Source organism: Rhodococcus sp. 24CO, from assembly GCF_050586165.1.
Classification (GTDB): domain Bacteria; phylum Actinomycetota; class Actinomycetes; order Mycobacteriales; family Mycobacteriaceae; genus Rhodococcus_F.
Map to the genome: position 1 here is coordinate 151,125 of NZ_JAZFNF010000001.1, position 20,625 is coordinate 171,749.

Here is a 20,625-nt window from a genome sequence, read left to right on the forward strand (position 1 = left end):
CGGGCCCAGGCTTTTTCACGGAGGTAGCATGAAGCAGTTGCAGGAACTTGTCGACCAGTGGAGGGTCGAGGCGAACATCCCCGGCGTCTCGGTGGGCATCGTGCACGGTGACAAGGACATCGTCGTCACCAGTGGTATCGAGAGCATCGACACGCAACTTCCGGTCACCGACAAGACCATGTTCATGATCGGCTCCACCACAAAGGTTTTCGCCTCGACTGCTGCCATGGCACTCGTCGAGGACGGCTTGCTCGACCTCGACAGCCCGGTGGTCGAATACGTACCCGAACTTGTCCTCGCCGACGAAGAAGCCACCCGCACAGTCACCATGCGCCACCTCCTCACTCACACCGGCGGCTTCACCGGCGACGCCAGCCTCTCGGCAGGCTGGGGCGAAGACGCACTGGGACGCTCGGTTTCACGACTGAACGAGCTGCGACAAGAATTCCCCGTCGGTGAAGTCTTCTCGTACAGCAACTCCGGTTTTGTCCTCGCCGGACACGTCGTGGCCAAGATCAGCGGGCTGACGTTCGAAGAGTTGGTCAAACAGCGAGTCCTGGAACCTCTTGAAATGAAGGATTCGGCCTTCCTGCCCTGGGATGTGATGACTCATCGGTTTGCTCTCGGCCATTACATTCGCGACGGGGTCCCGTTCGTTTCCAACGAGACCGGACTCGACCGCGGCATGACGCCCTGCGGCGGAATGTGGTCCTCGGTGCGGGATCAACTCGTCTGGGCGCGCTACGCACTTTCCGGCGAACACCCCGGTGAGGGACGGCCGCTCGACGAGTCCACACGGTTGCTCATGCAGACACCGCAGCGGCCGGCGGCGATGATGTTCGAAGAGGTCGGTTTGGGGTGGCTGCTGACGAGATACGGCAGCACACAAGTCGTCCGGCACGGCGGAAACGTCAGCAATCTCCAGGTTTCCGAGTTCATGACGGTTCCCGAGAGGAACTTCGCCATCACCGTTCTGACAAATGCACTCGGTGGGGGTATCGCCAAGAAGATTGTCGATTGGTGCATGAGCAACATCGCGGAACTGCCCACGCCCGTTTCCCTCGACCTGGTCGACCTCACTCCCGCTGCGGTCGACGCAGTTCTGGGTAAGTATCAGGCCGGTTCACTGACAATGACGGTCGCCCCTGGTGACGAGGGAATCGGCATCCGAATGGGTAGCGCTAAGGACCTCGGTGAGTACGAGGACATCGTCTGGCCGCCGGCGATCCCGATCGCCTTCGTTGGCGACAGCAACTTCGCTGCACGTGCGGACACCACACGGGCGTTGGGACGCTTCGTTACCGATGACACCGGACGCGCCGTGATGTTGGAATTCGGTGGCCGCACAGCCAAGCGGGTGGTTTAGGCCGGTATCGGGAGGGCACCGAGTCCAACAGGGTAGCGTGGAGGCTGCCGAGGGTAATTCGTACATGCGCCGTCAAGCCATGTCGTCCTCGGCGTCCAAATCGGTCTGAACTCGAACGGCCGAGAATCGGAGAAACGCCATGGCTTCGAACCCGACTGATATGTCGAATTCTGCCGAGGTTTCTCAGTCACCTGCCCCGCAGCAGCTGGAGGGAGCGACAGACTCGACGCCGTCCTGTCCGGCTTGTGGGCACAGTCTGGAAGCCCACGATCCCCTCGGAGTTCGATTCTGCCGCGTGACTGCGGACCGGAACCTCGACCGGAAATGCATCTGCCCGGATGAGCATGTGAGCATGCAACACTACACGCGGTATTGAATCGAACCTGGAATTAACGCACTGCATTGACAATTTAATGCAGTGCGTTATAGCGTCCTCGTATGGCATCAGTAGATCCCAAAAGTGCAATGGTCGACGTCGCCGAGCGGCTACTCGGTACCCAGGGAGTTGATGCGCTCTCGATGCGAGATGTGGCAAATATTGCGGGCCAACGCAATACGTCCGCTGTGCAGTATCACTTCGGCGGACGTGATCAACTGCTGATCGAAGTGTTCCGTCGCCGAATGGTGGCAATCGCAGAGGATCGACGCGCCTTCTTGGCGGCAGCCGACGCAGCCGGTCGCGGCCGCGAATTGCGAGCACTTGTCGAGGCGTCGATCATTCCTTTTGCGTCCTCGGTGAGCAGTTCCGCCGACGGCGCGAACTACGCTGAATTCATTGTCAGACTCCTTCCTACGGTGGACTACTATGGCGCGGATCTTGATTCGCCCGGCAATGTGAACCGGGAAATCCACCAAAGGTTGGTGTCTTCATTGAAGCATTTGCCGGAGAACCAGGCCGCTGAGCGAGTCGAGATGATGTTCACTATGGCGTTCTCGGCGATCGCGCTACACATGAAACGCAATGCACTCGGAATCGGCTCTGCTTCAGGAACTTTCGATGACTATGTCGAACATGTACTGGTAGTTGCCGTCGCGGCGTTGTCGGCCGCGCAATCAGTGTGACTCTGAACAAACAGAAATGAGCAAAGATGGACGTTTCCTCTTATTCTGAAGCCGAAAATTCTGCGCTGGATGCAGCCTGGGCAAAAATGTGTGACGACCTGCGGTCCGCGGGCGCTCTTGTGGCACGTGACCCGGTAGCAATCGATCCCACGATGCGTTCGGCGGGATACCGATACTTGCTGAATCTTCTCAATGCGGGGCTGGAACAGATGGTGTTCAGCGCAGATCCACAATATCCGGAAGTTGGCCACCTCCAAGACAATACGAAGCGCTACGCGACGGAGTCTCCGGACTGTTTGTTCGGTCACGCAACTCTCGATGCGTCCGGTACATACCGACTGACGGGTACCGGCGGGTGCGCGCGATATCTGGGGCTGACGTTGTACGACTCCGTCAATCTGTACGAGAACCTGGACCGCGCCGCGCTCGAGCGCAGAGATTTTGCGGCTGCCTTCAAGGCGGCTACGTCCGGTACCCTGGGCGCGATGTCGAATCCCGGCGGAATCACCTTGGATGCAGAGGGCAACTTCGAGGTAATCATCAGTGCTGATCGCCATGACGGGAACTGGCTGCCGATGGACGCCGCCGCGACGAAGCTGATGATCCGTCAGTACTTCTACGACTGGGAAAATGAAGAGCCCTATCATGTTTCCCTCGAGCGGCTGGACTTCTCAGGAAATGGGCCGGTACCGGACCCAGTGGTGATCGCCAGTCAGGTAACGAGGGTCGGCGAGTTCGTCGACGGATTCTCGGACTACTGGGCAGCAATGTATTCGGCCCGCGCCGGTGACCGCAACGTACTGCGAACACAGCCACCCGTCAGCGAGACCTACGCTTCCGATACCGGGTACATCGCCTATGGCGGAGGAAGTTTCGAGATCGACGACGACGAAGCCGTCATTATCGAAGTGACGCCACCGGACTGCCATTTCTGGAATATTCATCTCGGCGACTACTGGGGCCAATCGCTGGACTACACGTTCCGCCAGACGTCGCTCAACGGACACCAAGCAGTGCTCGACGGCGGTGTCTTTCGTGCTGTTCTTGCACATCGCGATCCGGGCGTGGCCAATTGGCTCGACACGGCTGGAAACCGCTTCACCCGTTGTGTGTACCGATGGTGGCTCGCCGGCAGTGACGATCTGCCGACGCCCACAGTGCGAGTCGTGAAGTTCGCTGACCTGGCCGAGGAACTACCTGGGGTCGAACGGATTTCGGCGGACAAAAGGTCGTCGATGCTCGATCGTCGCCGTCGAGCGGTACTGGCTCGTTATCAACGATAGGGCCGACTATTCTGCGCGTGAACACACCGCGACCAAGAAACCGGAATTGCCGGTGAACGGGCGTAGGTCCCACGTGGAGAGCAGCAGATCAACCGCAAGCCCGCTGGCTGACGCGTCGGCCAGGAAGTCCGAGAATTCGTAATCGCGACCGGCGCCGAAACCGATGACCACGCGTCCGGTCGGGGAGATATGACGAGCGAATCCGGCCAATACAGTTGTGCGGGTGGATGGGGCAAGGAACGCCATGACGTTTCCGGCGCAGACGATGACGTCGAAATCTGCCGCAACTCCACGGGCCGGAAGGTCCAACTCCGCGAGATCGCCGACGAGCCACGTCGGTCCGGGGTGGTCTTCCTCAGCGGCGGCAATCAACACAGGATCAACGTCGACGCCGACAACTTCGTGCCCGGCCTCGTGTAGGTGGCCTCCAAGTCGACCAGGTCCGCAGCCCGCGTCGAGAACCCGACCGCCCCGGCCGAGCATTGCGTCGATCAGTCGCGCTTCACCGACTATGTCGTTTCCCTCTGCCGCCATGGTGCGGAACCGCTCCACATAACGCGACGAATGTGTCGGGTCTGCAGCAGTGATCTCTTCCCACTGGCTGGGGGTGCGCTGGCGCGGTGCCGGTTCAGTCATCTGTTGATGGTACCGAGCCTCATTTTCTCCTGGCTCAGGATGCCAACCGTCAGGAGTAGCAGCGCCAGTATGTACGACGCCATGATCCAGATATCGGTGGGCTCGGGCTGCCACTTGTCCGCCTGGCCCAACAGAATAATGGCATCCGAAAAGAGAAAGAGTGCTCCGCCCAATCCCGCAGTCTTGTTGTAAGCCAATGATGTTGCAGCGGTGCAGACAAGGATTGCGGCGTAGATCGGGACGGGAATCTGGAGTTCGCCGAGGCCGGACCAGGTGTAAGCAACAAGGGCGAGTGCCGCGGCGGTGTAGGCGAGGAGCACCCACGGGTTCTTGCGAATGCCTTGCAGTGCGCCGTGGGAGATGAAGAAACGGATGAAGCAGATGTGGCCGATCGCGAAGGCCGCCATTCCGACGATGAAGGTGGCGTCCCAGAGAAGAAACAGATCGCCGAAGGCGCAGGCGACAAGCGCGGCGGCGACAATTTTCGGTCCGTGATCCGCCAGAACCCAGGCGGCCAGTAGCGGAGCAAGCATCACTTTTGTGACGCCATCCCACGGCGTCACGTCCGCGCCGTTGAGGATCAGGTGCGCGGCGGCAACAATCGCGAAGGCAACAAACCACGGACTCCGCACGATGAGCTTTTCCACTGTCATCGATCCACCGTATCGGGACTTAACGGATGAACTCCGCGGCACGCTCGGCAAGATCGAGTGCTGGTTGCGGCAGCACTCCGAGGATCAGCGTCACGCCGGCACCGAGGCCGATGACACTGCTGGTGAGCGCACTCGGAACAACCACGCGCGGGGCGTTGTCAACAGGATCGGTGAAGAACATCAACACGATGACTCGCACGTAGAAGTACGCCGCAATCGCGCTGCACAGAACACCGACAATCACCAGTGGGGCGGCGCCGCCCTCTGCGGCGGCTTGGAATACCGCGAACTTGCCGATGAAACCACTGGTCAGGGGAATTCCGGCAAAGGCGAGCAGGAACAGTGCAAACACGACTCCGATCAACGGTGAGCGTCTACCCAATCCGGCACAGCGATTCAGTGCGGCAACTTCGCCGTCGGAGTCACGCACCAGAGTGACTACGGCAAAAGCGCCGAGGGTGCTGAATCCGTAGGCGAGTAGGTAGAACATCGTCGACGACAGACCCGCATCCGAATCGGCGGCCACTCCGGTCAGGATGAATCCGGTGTGTGCGATGGCCGAGTACGCCAGCATTCGCTTCATATCTGTCTGTGTGAGAGCGACAACCGATCCGACAACCATCGTGGCGATCGCAACGCCCCACATCAACGGACGCCAATTCACGTACTCGTTGGGCAGCGCTACGTAGAACACTCGTAGGATGGCTCCGAAGCCGGCGATCTTGGTGGCGGTAGCCATGAAGCTGGTGATCGGGGTTGGTGCACCTTGATATACGTCGGGAATCCACGAATGGAAGGGCACCGCACCGACTTTGAACAACAGGCCAACTGCAAGCAGAGCGGTGCCGAGCCACAGGAAGGAATCGTTCTCCGTTCCGATTCGTGCCGCTTCGGCGATTCCGGAGAGCGTGACCGTGCCCGCATAGCCGTAGAGCAGGGCAATGCCGAAGACGAAGAACGCCGACGAAAATGCGCCGAGCAGAAAGTATTTCATCGCCGCTTCCTGCGACAGGAGACGGCGTCGTCGCGCCAATCCGCATAGCAAGTACAGGGGAAGCGAGAAGACCTCGAGCGCAACAAACATCGTGAGGAGGTCGTTGGATGCGGGGAAGAGGAGCATACCGCCCACCGCAAAGAGCGTGAGTGGGAACACTTCTGTTTGTGCAACACCGGCTTTGGTTGCTTCCTGTTCGGCGACGCTGCCGGGAACGCTCGACGCTTGAGGCGTGAAACTTCCCAGCGCGTCCTCGTGATCCTCGGCGGGCACCGTATCGCCGGATCCTCGCTCGGCGATCAGCAACACGGCCGGAATCGCAACGAGCAGAATGGTGCCCTGCAGGAACAGAGTGGGACCGTCGACGGCAACGGATCCCGCCATCGCGAGTGATCGCGTACCCGCGAGCGCAATAACTGCTACAAAAGCCGCAGCCAATCCGCCGATGCCGAGGACCAACTGGACGGGGTAGCGCACGGAGCGAGGTGCAAACGCTTCGACCAGCACTCCGATCACCGCGACACCGAAAACGATCAGCATCGGCGAGAGCAGGCCGTATTCAACACTCGTGGAATGGGATGCAGGCTCCGCGAGAAGGGTCAATCCGTCGAAGGAACTCATCTGTGGGCACCTTCCTCGGCATCGGCATCGGCATCGGCATCGGCGATCACGGGTGTGGGCACCTCATCGACTACGGTGTGGCTGACCGCAGGGGTAATGATGTCGAGAGCCGGTTTGGGGTAGATGCCCAGGAAGAGCAGGAGGGCGATCAACGGCGCCACCACAGCAAGTTCGCGGCGAACCAAATCGCGGATTTTGTCGGAGCCTTCTTTCGCGGGACCACCCATCACCCGCTGGTAGAGCCACAGGATGTAGATCGCAGATAGGACCAGCGCACTGGTCGCGATGATGGCAGCGACGTGATAGCGCGTGTATGTGCCGATCAGGACCAGGAATTCGCTGATGAACGGCGCCAGACCAGGAAGCGAGAGAGTGGCAAGTCCGGCAATGAGGAAGGTGCCGGCCAGAACCGGCGCAACTTTCTGCACACCCCCGTACGCCGCGATGGTGCGTGTACCACGCTGCGAGACAAGGAAACCCGCGATCAGGAACAGTGCGGCGGTCGAGATTCCGTGGTTGACCATGTACAGCGCGGAACCTGCCTGGCTCTGAGTCGTCATCGCAAAGATCCCCAGAATGATGAACCCGAAGTGCGAAATCGACGTGTAGGCGATCAGACGCATGATGTCGGTCTGCCCGATCGCGAGAATCGCGCCGTACACGATACCGATCACTGCGAGCGTGATGATCCACGGTGCAAACGTCGCGGACGACTCCGGAAACAGTTGCAGGCAGTAGCGAATCATCGCGAAGGTACCCACCTTGTCGACGACGGCCATCATCAGAACAGCTGTCGACGGTGTGGACTCCACTGCCGAATCAGGCAGCCAACTGTGCAGCGGCCACAGCGGTGCTTTGACCGCAAACGCAAACATGAAACCGAGGAACAACGCGTTGAGTACACCGGGTCCGACACCCAGGTCGCCGTTCGCAGCCGCTGCAGCGATGGCTTGGAAGTCGAAAGTTCCTGAGGTGAATGGGCTTTCCGCGCGGGCGGTCACAACATAGAGACCAACGACTGCTGCGAGCATGACCAACCCGCCGAGCAGGTTGTACAACAGGAATTTGACCGCAGCGCGTGACCGGTTGGCGCCTCCGAAACCACCGATCAGGAAGTACATCGGTATCAGCATTGCCTCGAAGAAAATGTAGAAGAGCAGAACGTCGAGCGCGCTGAACGAGAGCAGTACCATTGATTCGACTACGAGGATCAAGGCGAAGTACGTGTGCGGCAAGCGCCGTGGCGGCTCGTCCGGGGTCTCCGGCGGCACCGCGGGGACGTCGTTCCATCCGGCAATCAACAGCAGCGGCACCAGAACTGCCGTCAGCAGAACGAGAACAAGCGCGATGCCGTCCAGTCCCAGGCTGTAGCTGGTCCCGAACGCGGGGATCCAACTGTGCCTTTCCACGAATTGGAACTGCTGCCCGCCACGGTCGAACGTGATGCCGAGAGCTACAGCGATGACCAGGACACCCATCGACACCGCAAGAGCTACGGATTTGGCGACGTGAGACATCCGGGCCGGAAGTGCGACCACCAGGGCGGCGCCAACCAGGGGGAGTAGCCACAGGATCGTCAAAGCGGGGAATCCGGCGTTTGTCACAGATTCGTTCACCACAGTGTCACCGCCATCATCGTCGCGACCACCAGCGCTGCACCCACGAACATCACCAGGGCGTAGGAGCGGACGAAGCCCGTCTGCAGCTTGCGGACCAGGCCGGAGAGTCCACTGACCGCTGCGGCAAAGCCGTTGACACTGCCGTCGATGCCTTTCGTGTCGACTACCTCCAGCGTCTGAGTGAGTTGCTGGCCGGGCTTCATGAATACCGCCTCGTTGAATGCGTCGCCGTACAGATCACGACGGGCCGCGACGGTCAGCGCGGACACAGCCATTGGCGCCTCCACCGGGATTTCCCGAGTTGCATACTCGCGGTAGGCAACTCCGACGCCGAGTGCGACCACTACCAGGGCCATCAGGGTGATGGTCCACGCGGGTATCGGCGGCTCCACGTGATGGGCGCCGACGACGGGTTCGAGCCAGTCCTGCAAGCTGGACCCGATGGTCAGCAGCATGCCGGCGCCGACGGATCCCACCGCGAGCACAATCATCGGAGACGTCATCACAGAAGGGGATTCGTGTGGGTTCTGGTTGTCCCATCGAGGTTTCCCGAAGAACGTCATGAGCATCACGCGGGTCATGTAGAACGCGGTGAGTGCGGCACCCAGCAACGTGACCAGGCCGAGGACTATGCCCTTGATCCCGCCGTCGCCGATGGCAACTTCGATGATCTTGTCCTTGGAGAAAAAGCCGGCAAACGGCGGAACTCCGATGATGGCAAGGTATCCGAGCCCGAACGTGACAAACGTCAACGGCATGAATGCTCGCAGGCCGCCGTAGCGTCGCATGTCGGTTTCGTCGTTCATCGCGTGCATCACGGAACCGGCGCCGAGGAAGAGGCCGGCTTTGAAGAAACCGTGGGTGATGAGATGCAAGATTGCGAAGGCATACCCGGCGGGCCCCAAACCGGCTGCGAGCACCATGTAACCGATCTGACTCATGGTCGACGCGGCAAGAGCTTTCTTGATGTCGTCTTTTGCGCAGCCGATGATCGCGCCGAACAGGAGCGTGACCGCTCCGACGATCACCACCACTGTTTGGGCGTCTGGTGACAGGTCGAAGATCGGGTTGGAACGCACGATCAGATAGACACCTGCAGTGACCATGGTTGCCGCATGGATCAGTGCCGACACTGGCGTGGGGCCCTCCATCGCGTCGCCCAGCCAGGACTGCAATGGAACCTGGGCGGACTTCGCGCATGCCGCAAGCAGCAGCATGAGGCCGATAGCTGTCAGAACGCCTTCACTCGCCCCCGAAGCGTTGCCGAAAACGGTGGTGAACGACAGTGATCCGAAAGTGTTGAACATCAACATCATTGCGATCATCAGGCCGATATCTCCGACTCGGTTGACCACAAACGCCTTTTTTGCCGCGGTCGCTGCTGTCGGCTTGTGCTGCCAGAACCCGATGAGCAGATACGACGCCAATCCGACGCCTTCCCAGCCGACGTACAGGCCGAGGAAGTTGTCGGCGAGGACCAGAAGCAGCATCGCCGCCAGGAACAGATTGAGGTACGCAAAGAACTTGCGGCGCTCGGGGTCGTGGTCCATGTATCCGACCGAGTAGATGTGGATCAGCGAGCCAACCCCGGTGATGAGGAGAACAAAGCACATGGAGAGTTGGTCGAGTTCAAGGCCGAACTGGACCTGCAGACTGTCAACGGGCACCCAGCTGAACAGGTGCTCGTTGATGCTCCGATCGGCGGTGTCGCGGCCGAGCATGCTGATGAAAAACGCCACGCCCACGGCAAACGACGCCAACGCCATGACACACGCGAACAGATGCCCCCAGGCATTGGTGCGACGACCGGCAAGGAGTAGGACGGTAGCGCCGCACAGCGGCAGGGCAGGCAGTAACCAGATGGCGGACGTGATTCCTCCTGACATGTCAGTACTTCAGCAGGTCTACGTCGTCGACGGATACAGAACGCCGAGATCGGAAGATAATCATGATGATTGCCAGACCCACAACCACTTCCGCGGCGGCCACAACCATCGTGAAGAACGCAAAGATCTGGCCGTCGAGATTGCCGTGCATCCGCGCGAACGTGACAAACGCGAGGTTGGCGGCGTTGAGCATCAGTTCGATGCACATGAACACGACGATGGCGTTGCGTCGTAGGAGAACTCCGGCTGCGCCGATGGTGAACAGCAGTACCGACAGGTAGAGATAGTTCTCGGGATTCATCGGTTGTTCTCCTCTCTGCTTGTCGGATCCTGCATGCGCGGCGTGAGGGCGCTCGAGACCGAGATGTCCGATGGCGAACCGTCGGGAAGCCGCGCCGGTATGTCGACAGCGTTGTTCCGCGCGTAGACGCCGGGGCTGGGCAGTGGTGTGGCCGAGCCCTTTTCGGGATTATGCTCGTCGCTGCCCAAATACTTGAATCGCTGCTGCGAGAGTTCGCGTTGACTCATCGACGCCTCGATCTTCTCCCGGTGCGCCAGCATCATCGCGCCCAGTGTGGCCGTAATCAGCAGAGCGCCGGTCAATTCGAAGGCCCAGACGTAGCGAATGAAGATCAGATCGGCGAGCGCGTCGATGTTGCCCTGCTCGAGGTTGGTGAACCCGGTGAATCCCGAGATCGATGCGTTGCCTAGTCCGCCGATCAGCAGCAGACCGAAACCGAGACCGATCACGATCGCGCTGACGCGTTGTCCCCGCAGGGTTTCGACCAGCGAGTCCGAGGAGTCGACGCCTACCAGCATCAGGACGAACAGGAACAGCATCATCACCGCACCGGTGTACACGACAACCTGAACAACTCCGAGGAACAAGGCACCTTGAACTATGTAGAACACGGCCAGGATGATCATGGTCATCGCCAGGAACAGCGCCGAGTACACAGCTTTCGGGGCAGCAACAACCCCGAGTGCGCTGATCACGGCGAGAGTGCCGAGAATCCAGAACTGCACGGCCTCACCCGTCGACGTCGACGTCAGCGTCCCCTGTGCGAGAACGTCAGCGGTGAGCGCGCTGATCATTGTTCCGGCTCCTGGCCGGCCGCAGCGATGTCGCCGCGGTAGTAGTCGTCTTGCGTGGTTCCCGGGCGCAATGCGTGCGGAGGCGCATCCATGTCGGGCTTGAGGGGTGCGAGCAATCGGTCCTTCTCGTAGATCAAACCGGCGCGATTGTCGTCGGCCATCTCGTATTCATTGGTCATGGTCAGCGCGCGAGTGGGGCACGCCTCCACGCACAATCCGCAGCCGATGCATCGCAAGTAGTTGATCTGGTACACCCGGCCGTACCGTTCGCCAGGGGAGTAGCGCTCGTCTTCGGTGTTGTCCGCGCCTTCGACGTAGATCGCGTCGGCGGGGCATGCCCAGGCGCAGAGTTCGCAGCCGATACATTTCTCGAGGCCATCGGCATACCGATTGAGTTGGTGACGACCGTGATAGCCCGGCGCCGTCGGCCGCTTCTCTTCCGGATAGAACTCGGTTTCCGGCTTCTTGAACATGGTCGACAGCGTGACGCCGAATCCGGCAAGGGGTCCGAGGAATTCAGGCATGGGAGTCCTCCGATGTTTCGGTGGGTGCAGCTGTCCCGGTGGGTGTAACCCCGGTTCGGCTGAATGCAGAAACCGTCTGACCAGGCATCGGCGGGACAGGGAAGCCGCCGGCCATGGGGTCGAAAGGCGTGGGCTCGAAAGGAGTGTGGGCGTCGGGTGGTTGCTCGAGGTCGCGTCGACGGCCCCGGTAGAGACCACCCACTGCCAGAACAAGCGCGCCGCCCAGCACCACACCGACGCAGAGGAGCACCAGCCAGGTGTTGTAGCCCGCGTTGCGGAAAGCACGTACCGAGGCGATTGCCATGACCCACACCAATGCTGCCGGAATGAGGATCTTCCACCCCAGGTTCATGAACTGGTCGTAACGCAACCGGGGAAGCGTGCTGCGGAGCCAGATGAAGATGAAGAGGAAGAACCAGACCTTGCCGATGAACCACAGCACCGGCCACCACCCCGAATTTGCGCCGTCCCAGAGATTGAACGGGAACGGTGCGTGCCAGCCGCCGAGGAAGAGCGTCGTGGCCAGGGCTGAGACCGTCACCATGTTCACGTACTCCGCAAGCATGAACATCGCGAATTTGAGCGACGAGTACTCGGTGTGGAATCCGCCTACCAGTTCGCCTTCGGCTTCGGGCAGGTCGAACGGTGCGCGGTTGGTTTCACCGACCATGGACACGACGTAGATGAGGAACGAGGGAAGGAGCAGGAAGACGTACCAGGATCCTTCCTGCGCGCTGACGATCCCGGACGTGGACATCGTTCCGGCGTAAAGGAACACGGCGGCAAACGACAACCCCATCGCCACTTCGTACGAGATGACTTGCGCCGTGGATCGAAGAGCGCCGAGCAGCGGATAGGTCGATCCGGACGACCACCCGGCAAGAACGATTCCGTACACCCCGACGGAGGTGACGGCAAGGATGTACAGAACGCCGACGGGAAGGTCCGTGAGCTGCAGCGGCGACCAGGTGCCGAAGATCGACACCTCGGGGCCGAACGGGACCACCGCAAACGCCATGAACGCGGGGACGACGGCGATGATCGGAGCCAACATGTAGATCGGTTTGTCGACGCCGGACGGTGTGATGCCCTCCTTGAGAGCCAGTTTCACGCCGTCGGCCAGGCTCTGCAGCAATCCGCGCGGGCCAACCCGGTTGGGGCCGACACGCATCTGCATTCGGGCCATGACCTTGCGCTCGACGTAGATCGCGATGAGCGTCGTGAGCAGCAGGAAAACGAAGATGACCAAGGCCTTGGCGATCACCAGCCACAGCGGATCGTGGCCGAACGCCGAAAGGTCCACCGGTTCAGCGATCAACGTGACGGTGCTCATTGCGGCACCTGATTCGAGATCGTGACGATGCCGCCCGGGGATACTCCCAGTGCTCGATTGACCTCGCTGCCGGTCGAATTGAGGGGGAGCCAGACAACTCGCGGCGGCAGATCCGTGATGGCCAGCGGCAGCGTGATCGTTCCACGATCCGAGCTGACCGACACGGGTCGGCCGTCCACTGCGCCGATTTCCGCGGCGGTGTCCGCGCACAGCCGCACAACCGGTGCGTGGGCCGTTCCGGCCAGGTTGGGATCACCGTCCTGTAGTCGTCCTCGGTCGAGAAGCAGGTGCCAGCTCGACAGGACGGCTTCACCGCGTTTCGGTTCGGGACGCACCGAGGCGGGGGAGCGGGGTGAGGGAACCCGCTTGCCCGACCAGGTTCCGAGGTGGAGGATCTCGGCGTGTGCGGTGGCAGCGTCGGGAAGTCCGAGGCTGATGCCCATCTCGGTCGCAATCGCCTGGAGGACTCGTTGATCGGGCATCACACCGGTGGTCCGCAGGGCAGTCTCGAAGGGACGCTCGCGGCCCTCCCAATCGACGAATGTGCCCGGTTTCTCGGCGACGGGCGCTACCGGGAACACGACATCAGCCAGTTCGGTGACGCTGCTGTGCCGAATCTCGAGACTGACGACAAAGCCGGTGGATTGGACGGCGGCGCGGGCAGCGTCGGGATCCGGCATGTCGGCAAGATCGACCCCACCGATCAGCAGAATGCCCAGCGCCGAGTCCGATCCCAACATCTGTGTTGCACTCAGGCCATGCTCGGTGGGAAGTTTCGCCGACCAGATCGAGGAAATATCCTCTCGTGCAGCAGGATCGGATGTCGGCCTGCCGCCGGGGAGTAGTCCGGGCACAGCACCGGCTTCGACGGCGGCCCGATCGCCGGCGCGACGCGGAATCCACGCGAGCCGTGCACCGGTGGTTTCAGCCAATTGAAGTGCTGCCGAGAGTCCGCCGTCGATTGCGCCAAGTCTTTCGCCGACCAGAATGACTGCACCAGGCTGACGCAGCAGCCGGCCGACTTCGCCGTCGGGATCACTCAGTGAATCCAGAAGGACAGGTTCGTGCCCTGGTGACGCCTGCAGAAGGGTGCCGGCCATTTTCTGTAGACCGCGGGTTGTGAACGGAGCCAGCGAAAGAACCCGAGTCCGATGCGTCCGCGCAGCCTTGCGGAGGCGGAGGAAGACCATGGGCGATTCCTCTTCAGGTTCGAGTGCCACCAGAAGCGCGACCGGGGCAGCCTCGAGGTCTGCATAGGTGACGGATTCATCGAGCGATCGCCCGGCGACGTGAGCGCCGAGAAATTCGGATTCCTCCTCGGACTGGGCGCGAATCCTGAAGTCGATATTGTTGGTGCCCAATGCAATACGTGCAAATTTGCTGTATGCGTATGCGTCTTCCAGGGTGGACCGTCCACCCACCAGTACGCCCGCATTGCCCCGTGATTCCGCAAACTTCCGGGCCACCATGTCAAGCGCGAATGGCCACGACGCGGGAACCAGCGCGCCCTCGCGGTCGCGGATCAATGGGGTGGTGATCCGATCACGTTGTGTTGCATACGAAAAGGCGAATCGCCCCTTGTCGCAGTTCCACTCCTCGTTGACGTCCGGGTCGTCGCCGGCGAGGCGCCGCAGTACCTTTCCGCGGCGATGATCGGTCCGTTGGGCACACCCGTCAGCGCAGTGTTCGCAGACACTGGGGCTGGACACCAGGTCGAAGGGACGAGCGCGAAAGCGGTACGACGTATTAGTGAGAGCGCCGACTGGACAAACCTGAATGGTGTTTCCGGAGAAGTACGACTCGAAGGGTTCGTTGGCATAGATCCCGACCTGCTGCAACGCACCGCGCTCGAGGAGATCGATGAACGGGTCACCTGCGATCTGCTGCGAGAACCGGGTACACCGCGCGCACAGTACACACCGTTCCCGATCGAGCAGAACCTCCGACGAGAGGGGAATCGGCTTGGGATACGTCCGCTTCTCCTCGCCGAACCTGGATTCTGTCCGGCCCGTCGACATCGCTTGATTTTGCAGCGGGCACTCGCCGCCCTTGTCGCACACCGGGCAGTCGAGAGGGTGATTGATCAGGAGCAGTTCCATCACTCCGCGCTGCGCCTTCTCGGCGACGGGCGAGGTGACCTGGGTGTTGACAACCATTCCGTCCGCGACCGTCGTGGTGCAGGACGCAAGCGGCTTGCGTTGGCCCTCGACCTCGACGATGCACTGTCGGCACGCGCCCACAGGATCGAGAAGGGGATGATCGCAGAAACGGGGAATGACGGTACCGATCATCTCTGCCGCGCGAATGATCAACGTGCCCTTGGGAACCTGGACCGTGGTGCCGTCGATGGTGAGGGTGACGAGGTCCGATGGGATTACGTCACCGGTTTCGACATCAGCCGCTGAAGTCATGAGGTGTACGCTCCTGTCGCCAGAACGGACCGCGCGGGATCGAACGGGCAGCCGTCTTGATCGAAATGCATCAGGTACTCGTCGCGGAAGTACTTCAGCGACGACATGATCGGACTGGTCGCCCCGTCGCCCAAGGCGCAGAAGGACTTTCCGAGAATAGTGTCGGAAATGTCGAGCAATTTCGTCAGATCGGACTCGGTGCCGCTTCCGCTTTCGAGGCGACGCAGAATCTGGACGAGCCAGTACGTGCCTTCGCGACAGGGGGTGCATTTTCCGCACGATTCATGGGCGTAGAACTCGGTCCATCGCAGCACCGCCCGCACGATGCACGTCGTGTCGTCGAAGATCTGCAGAGCCTTGGTGCCCAGCATGGATCCGGCGGCGCCGACACCCTCGTAATCGAGTGGAACGTCCAGGTGTTCATCGGTGAAAATCGGTGTCGACGATCCGCCGGGAGTCCAGAACTTGAGAGTGTGACCGGCCCGGACGCCGCCGGCGTAACCGAGCAACTCGCGCAACGTGATGCCGAGCGGGGCCTCGTATTGCCCGGGAGTCGTGACATGACCGGACAACGAGTACAGCGTGAATCCCGGTGATTTTTCCGTACCCATCGACTTGAACCATTCAGGGCCGTTGTGGATGATGGCCGGCACGCTGGCGATGGATTCGACGTTGTTGACCACTGTCGGGCACGCATACAGGCCGGCGACCGCCGGAAACGGTGGACGCAATCGTGGTTGCCCGCGGCGGCCTTCCAGCGAGTCGAGCAGCGCGGTCTCCTCGCCGCAGATGTACGCGCCCGCGCCGGCGTGCACCACCAGATCGAGGTCGAAACCGGAACCTTGGATATCGCGTCCCAGGTAGCCGGCCGCATAGGCCTCCGCGACCGCAGCCTGTAGGCGTCGTAGCACCGGGACAACCTCGCCGCGCACGTAGATGAAGGCCTTGGCCGCGCGAATTGCGTACGCCGCGATGATGACTCCCTCGACCAAGGTGTGCGGAGTTGCCATCATCAACGGCATGTCCTTGCACGTGCCCGGTTCGGACTCGTCGGCATTGACCACGAGGTAATGCGGCTTGTTGTCGCCCTGCGGGATGAAACTCCACTTCAATCCGGTAGGGAATCCGGCGCCGCCACGGCCCCGAAGACCCGCGTCCTTGATGGTTGCGATCACGTCGTCGGCTGTGCCCGCGAGCGCCTTGCGCAACCCCTGATAGCCGTCGTGTCGAAGATAGGCGTCGAGGGTCCACGAATGGGGTTCGTCCCAGTACCGGCTCAGTACAGGCGCAAGTGCCATGTCATTCCCCTTCGCCGGAGCTGGGATTGTCGGTGGACTGCGCCGCGGCCACTCTCAGTCCCGCGACAGTTGCCGCGCCACTGGTCTGAGCCTCGGCAGCTTCGGCGCGGGAATCCGCGAATCCGGCCAGGGTGCGGGCGGTTTCGCGGAAAGAACACAGCGTGGCACCGCGACTGGGGGTAACACGCTCGCCGCTACGGAGTGCATCGACCAACGTGCGTGCAGACTCGGGCGTCTGGTTGTCGAAGAACTCCCAATTCACCATCACCACCGGTGCGTAGTCGCATGCCGCATTGCACTCGATGTGTTCGAGCGTGATCTTGCCGTCCGACGTGGAAATCGAGTGTGACGCCTCGTCACGGGAGCCCGCCGATTCGAGGTGCTCCTCGAGAGCCTCGAAGATGGCGTCGCCGCCCATGATCGCGCACAGAGTGTTGGTGCAGACGCCCACCAGGTACTCACCCGTCGGACCGCGCCGATACATGGAGTAGAAGGTGGATACGGCCGCGACCTCTGCGCCGGTCAATCCGAGTTTTCCTGAGCAGAAGTCGATTCCGGCCGGCGTGATGTAGCCGTCCTCGGATTGGACAAGATGCAGTAGCGGCAGCAGTGCGGATCTGCTGGTAGTCGCGCCTTCGCCTGCCGAATCATCACGGTATCGCGCAATGACGGCCTCGGCATCGGCGTCGAGCCGTGCCAGGACATCGGCAGGGTAGCTGCTTCGAGCACCTGGTCGCACCAACTGGGTGGGCTCGTCGGGCCGTGGACCGAGTTCGAGGAAGACGCGGGTGCCACCGTTTTTCGTGGAGTCTGTCATCGGTCCACTCCGCCCATGACTGGATCGATGCTGGCCACCGACGCGATCACATCGGACACCATGCCTCCCTCACACATCGCCGCGACCGCTTGGAGATTCGTGAACGACGGATCCCGAAAATGCACTCGGTATGGACGGGTGCCGCCGTCGGACACCATGTGAACGCCGAGTTCTCCGCGTGGCGATTCCACGGCCACGTACACCTGACCGGCCGGAACGCGGATACCCTCGGTCACCAATTTGAAGTGGTGGATGAGGCCTTCCATCGACGACTCCATGATCTTGCCGACATGCTTCTGCGAATTGCCGAGTCCGTCAGCACCTACCTGGAGATCTGCAGGCCACGCAATTTTCCGATCGTCGACCATGATCGGTCCCGGGGCCAGCTTGTCGAGGCATTGTTCGACGATCTTCAAGGACTCCTTCATTTCCTCCACCCGAATGAAGTACCTTCCGTAACAATCGGACCCGGTGTGTGTGATGACGTCGAACTCGTAGTTTTCGTAACCGCAGTAGGGCTGCGCCCGACGCTGATCGTGGGGGAGACCGGTGGCCCGAAGAACCGGACCGGTGATGCCGAGCGCCATGCACCCGGTGAGGTCGAGGTATCCGATGCCGCTGGTGCGGGCTTTCCAGATCGTGTTGTCGGTGAGCATCAACTCCATGTCGCGCAAGCGATTCGGCAGAACCTTCAACAGTTCGCGGATCTTCGGGATAGCACCGGCCGGGAGGTCCTGAGCCAGTCCGCCTGGGCGGATGAACGCATGATTCATTCGAAGTCCGGTGATGGTCTCGAAGACATCGAGTATCAGTTCGCGCTCGCGGAACCCGAACAACATGGCCGTCACCGCGCCCAACTCCATACCGCCGGTAGCCAACGCAACAAGGTGCGAGGAGATCCGGTTGAGTTCCATCAACATCACGCGCACAACGGTGGCGCGTTCCGGGACGTCCTCGGTGATGCCGAGCAGCTTCTCGACGCCCAGGCAGTACGCGGTTTCGTTGAAGAACGGAGACAGGTAATCCATGCGGGTCACGAAAGTGACGCCTTGGGTCCAGTTCCGGTACTCGAGGTTCTTCTCGATTCCGGTGTGCAGGTAGCCGATTCCGCATCGTGCCTCGATGACAGTCTCGCCCTCGATCTCGAGGATGAGACGGAGAACGCCGTGCGTCGACGGGTGCTGTGGACCCATGTTGACGACGATGCGTTCGGCACCGGCATCGGATCGGCCCGCTGCCGCGGCAGCGACAATCTGGTCCCAGTCCTGCCCCGAGGCGGTGTAGACCGTCTCCTGCGATGGTGTGTCAGCTGTGTTGTTCATCAGATGTACGACCTGCGCTCGTCGGGTGGCGGGATATGTGCTCCCTTGTATTCGACGGGGATTCCGCCCAGCGGGTAGTCCTTGCGCTGGGGGTGGCCCCGCCAGTCGTCCGGCATCTCGATGCGAGTGAGCGACGGATGGCCGTCGAAGATGATGCCGAAGAAGTCGTAGGTTTCGCGTTCGTGCCAGTCGTTGGCCGGGTAGGTACCCACCAGCGAGGGAATGTGCGGATCGGAATCCGGTACCGACACCTCCAACCGGATACGACGATTGTGGGTGATGGACGAGAAGGGGTACACCGCGTGTAGTTCGCGTCCGGCATCGCGTGGGTAGTGAACGCCGTTGACTCCGAGACACAATTCGAACCGCAAGTCCGGTTCGTCGCGAAGACGCCGGGCCACCCGGGGTAGGTACGAACGTTCGATGTGCAACGTCATCTCGTCGCGGAAGATCACCACCTTCTCGACCGCGTCGTCGAAGGCAGTTCCGTTGTCCGACAGTGCAGCCGACAGTCCGTCCGCGATCTCGTCGAAGTATCCGCCGTAGGGTTGCGTCGCAGCATCCGGTGCGGCGGCAGGGCGGGCCAACCGGTTGTATCCGGAGGTGTCACCGCTGCCGCGTGCGCCGAACATTCCGCGGCCCGAGGATGCATCGGTCATCGCAGCAGCCCCTTGATGTCGATCAGGGGAGTGGACGCCAGTGCGGCGCGCTCGGCAGCGGCGCGCGCTTCTTCGCGGTTGACACCGAGCGGCATGTCCTGAATCTTTTTGTGCAGTTCGATAATTGCGTTGAGCAGCATCTCCGGACGCGGCGGGCATCCAGGTAAGTAGATGTCGACCGGTACGATGTGATCGACGCCCTGGACTATCGCGTAGTTGTTGAACATTCCGCCCGACGATGCGCAGACACCCATGGAGAGCACCCATTTGGGTTCGGCCATCTGGTCGTAAACCTGCCGTAGGACCGGCGCCATCTTCTGACTGACCCGTCCGGCGACGATCATCAGGTCTGCCTGCCTGGGTGACGCGCGGAAGGCTTCCATGCCGAAGCGTGCCAAGTCGAATCGGCCGGACGTTGTCGACATCATCTCGATGGCGCAGCACGCGAGTCCGAAGGTTGCCGGCCACAGCGATCCTTTGCGGAAGTACCCGGCCAGGCCCTCGACTGTTGTCAGGAGAAAACCGCTCGGGAGCTTTTCTTCGAGACCCATGTTCGACTCGTTTCCGTCGTGAGAGTTGCCGTCGGATGCGTGTGCAATTGCTGTGTGCAACTGCGGGGAAATCAGGTCAGTCCCAACTCAGACCGCCTCGTCTCCATTCGTAGGCATACGCAACCGAGACGTTGACGATGAACAGCCCCATGGCCGCGAGTCCGAACAAACCGAGCGAATCGAAATGGACGGCCCAGGGATAGAGGAAGACAATTTCGATGTCGAAGATGATGAACAGCATGGCCGTCAGATAGAACTTGACGGGAAACCGTCCGCCACCGGCGGCGCGCGGCGCCGGTTCTATGCCACATTCGTAGGCTTCGAGTTTCGCGCGGTTGTATCGGCGAGGTCCGACGACGGAGGCAAGAACGACAGACACCACGGCAAAGGCCATCGCAATGGCACCCAGAACGAGAATTGGCACATACGCGTTCATGTCGCACCGAACCTCTCTCCGTCTAGCGTGACGCCCCGTGAATGACGCTGCCCCCGAAA

The 20,625-nt window shown here is 61.3% G+C and carries 20 protein-coding genes; 4 read left to right on the plus strand and 16 right to left on the minus strand.

The features are described 5' to 3' along the window. Positions 1 to 28 precede the first annotated feature (28 nt). The 4 genes from V2B23_RS00665 (at position 29) to V2B23_RS00680 (ending at position 3,711) form a co-directional block, all read left to right on the plus strand. On the plus strand, positions 29 to 1,366 hold the full coding sequence (locus V2B23_RS00665; RefSeq protein WP_430948578.1) for a serine hydrolase domain-containing protein: 1,338 nt from the start codon (positions 29 to 31) through the stop codon (positions 1,364 to 1,366). A 160-nt stretch (positions 1,367 to 1,526) separates the two neighbouring features. Further along, positions 1,527 to 1,742 (plus strand): RGCVC family protein, encoded by a 216-nt coding sequence (locus V2B23_RS00670; RefSeq protein WP_430949149.1) that lies wholly within the window; start codon positions 1,527 to 1,529, stop codon positions 1,740 to 1,742. A gap of 62 nt (positions 1,743 to 1,804) precedes the next feature. After that, positions 1,805 to 2,428, plus strand: coding sequence for a TetR/AcrR family transcriptional regulator (locus V2B23_RS00675; protein ID WP_430948579.1), 624 nt, complete (start codon positions 1,805 to 1,807; stop codon positions 2,426 to 2,428). A 26-nt stretch (positions 2,429 to 2,454) separates the two neighbouring features. Next, positions 2,455 to 3,711 carry a DUF1214 domain-containing protein gene (locus tag V2B23_RS00680; RefSeq protein WP_430948580.1) on the plus strand — a complete coding sequence of 419 codons (1,257 nt, stop codon included), beginning with the start codon at positions 2,455 to 2,457 and terminating at the stop codon, positions 3,709 to 3,711. Positions 3,712 to 3,717: 6 nt separating this feature from the next. Here the strand turns inward: V2B23_RS00680 and V2B23_RS00685 are convergent, their stop codons facing one another. From V2B23_RS00685 to V2B23_RS00760, 16 genes are all read right to left on the minus strand, one after another. After that, entirely contained in the window at positions 3,718 to 4,347 is a 630-nt protein-coding gene (locus V2B23_RS00685; RefSeq protein WP_430948581.1) for a class I SAM-dependent methyltransferase, read from the minus strand. Further along, positions 4,344 to 5,000, minus strand: coding sequence for a lysoplasmalogenase (locus V2B23_RS00690; protein ID WP_430948582.1), 657 nt, complete (start codon positions 4,998 to 5,000; stop codon positions 4,344 to 4,346). Before V2B23_RS00690 ends, V2B23_RS00685 begins: the two co-directional genes overlap by 4 nt. Positions 5,001 to 5,019: 19 nt before the next feature. After that, on the minus strand, positions 5,020 to 6,615 hold the full coding sequence (nuoN, locus tag V2B23_RS00695; protein WP_430948583.1) for an NADH-quinone oxidoreductase subunit NuoN: 1,596 nt from the start codon (positions 6,613 to 6,615) through the stop codon (positions 5,020 to 5,022). Continuing rightward, entirely contained in the window at positions 6,612 to 8,231 is a 1,620-nt protein-coding gene (locus V2B23_RS00700) for an NADH-quinone oxidoreductase subunit M (RefSeq protein ID WP_430948584.1), read from the minus strand. Before V2B23_RS00700 ends, nuoN begins: the two co-directional genes overlap by 4 nt. Continuing rightward, on the minus strand, positions 8,228 to 10,120 hold the full coding sequence (gene nuoL / locus V2B23_RS00705) for an NADH-quinone oxidoreductase subunit L (protein ID WP_430948585.1): 1,893 nt from the start codon (positions 10,118 to 10,120) through the stop codon (positions 8,228 to 8,230). The genes V2B23_RS00700 and nuoL overlap by 4 nt, the downstream gene beginning before the upstream one ends. Position 10,121: 1 nt before the next feature. Then, on the minus strand, positions 10,122 to 10,421 hold the full coding sequence (gene nuoK, locus V2B23_RS00710) for an NADH-quinone oxidoreductase subunit NuoK (RefSeq protein WP_033234863.1): 300 nt from the start codon (positions 10,419 to 10,421) through the stop codon (positions 10,122 to 10,124). Further along, the gene (locus tag V2B23_RS00715) at positions 10,418 to 11,215 is read right to left on the minus strand and encodes an NADH-quinone oxidoreductase subunit J (protein WP_430948586.1); all 798 of its coding nucleotides are present in this window, start codon (positions 11,213 to 11,215) and stop codon (positions 10,418 to 10,420) included. Before V2B23_RS00715 ends, nuoK begins: the two co-directional genes overlap by 4 nt. Next, positions 11,212 to 11,739 carry an NADH-quinone oxidoreductase subunit NuoI gene (nuoI, locus tag V2B23_RS00720; protein WP_430948587.1) on the minus strand — a complete coding sequence of 176 codons (528 nt, stop codon included), beginning with the start codon at positions 11,737 to 11,739 and terminating at the stop codon, positions 11,212 to 11,214. Before nuoI ends, V2B23_RS00715 begins: the two co-directional genes overlap by 4 nt. After that, entirely contained in the window at positions 11,732 to 13,072 is a 1,341-nt protein-coding gene (nuoH, locus tag V2B23_RS00725; RefSeq protein ID WP_430948588.1) for an NADH-quinone oxidoreductase subunit NuoH, read from the minus strand. The genes nuoI and nuoH overlap by 8 nt, the downstream gene beginning before the upstream one ends. Next, complete coding sequence (locus V2B23_RS00730; protein ID WP_430948589.1) at positions 13,069 to 15,483, minus strand: NADH-quinone oxidoreductase subunit G; 2,415 nt, start codon at positions 15,481 to 15,483, stop codon at positions 13,069 to 13,071. The genes nuoH and V2B23_RS00730 overlap by 4 nt, the downstream gene beginning before the upstream one ends. After that, positions 15,480 to 16,781, minus strand: a complete 1,302-nt coding sequence (gene nuoF, locus V2B23_RS00735) for an NADH-quinone oxidoreductase subunit NuoF (RefSeq protein ID WP_430948590.1) — start codon at positions 16,779 to 16,781, stop codon at positions 15,480 to 15,482. The genes V2B23_RS00730 and nuoF overlap by 4 nt, the downstream gene beginning before the upstream one ends. A 1-nt stretch (position 16,782) precedes the next feature. Then, entirely contained in the window at positions 16,783 to 17,598 is an 816-nt protein-coding gene (gene nuoE / locus V2B23_RS00740) for an NADH-quinone oxidoreductase subunit NuoE (RefSeq protein ID WP_430948591.1), read from the minus strand. Continuing rightward, a complete protein-coding gene (gene nuoD / locus V2B23_RS00745) occupies positions 17,595 to 18,920 on the minus strand; it encodes an NADH dehydrogenase (quinone) subunit D (protein WP_430948592.1) in 1,326 nt (441 codons plus the stop codon). The genes nuoE and nuoD overlap by 4 nt, the downstream gene beginning before the upstream one ends. Beyond that, positions 18,920 to 19,579 (minus strand): NADH-quinone oxidoreductase subunit C, encoded by a 660-nt coding sequence (locus V2B23_RS00750; protein ID WP_430948593.1) that lies wholly within the window; start codon positions 19,577 to 19,579, stop codon positions 18,920 to 18,922. Before V2B23_RS00750 ends, nuoD begins: the two co-directional genes overlap by 1 nt. Next, a complete protein-coding gene (locus V2B23_RS00755; protein WP_033234854.1) occupies positions 19,576 to 20,130 on the minus strand; it encodes a NuoB/complex I 20 kDa subunit family protein in 555 nt (184 codons plus the stop codon). The genes V2B23_RS00750 and V2B23_RS00755 overlap by 4 nt, the downstream gene beginning before the upstream one ends. Positions 20,131 to 20,206: 76 nt before the next feature. Next, positions 20,207 to 20,566, minus strand: coding sequence for an NADH-quinone oxidoreductase subunit A (locus V2B23_RS00760; RefSeq protein ID WP_045067371.1), 360 nt, complete (start codon positions 20,564 to 20,566; stop codon positions 20,207 to 20,209). Between the last annotated feature and the right edge of the window lie 59 nt (positions 20,567 to 20,625).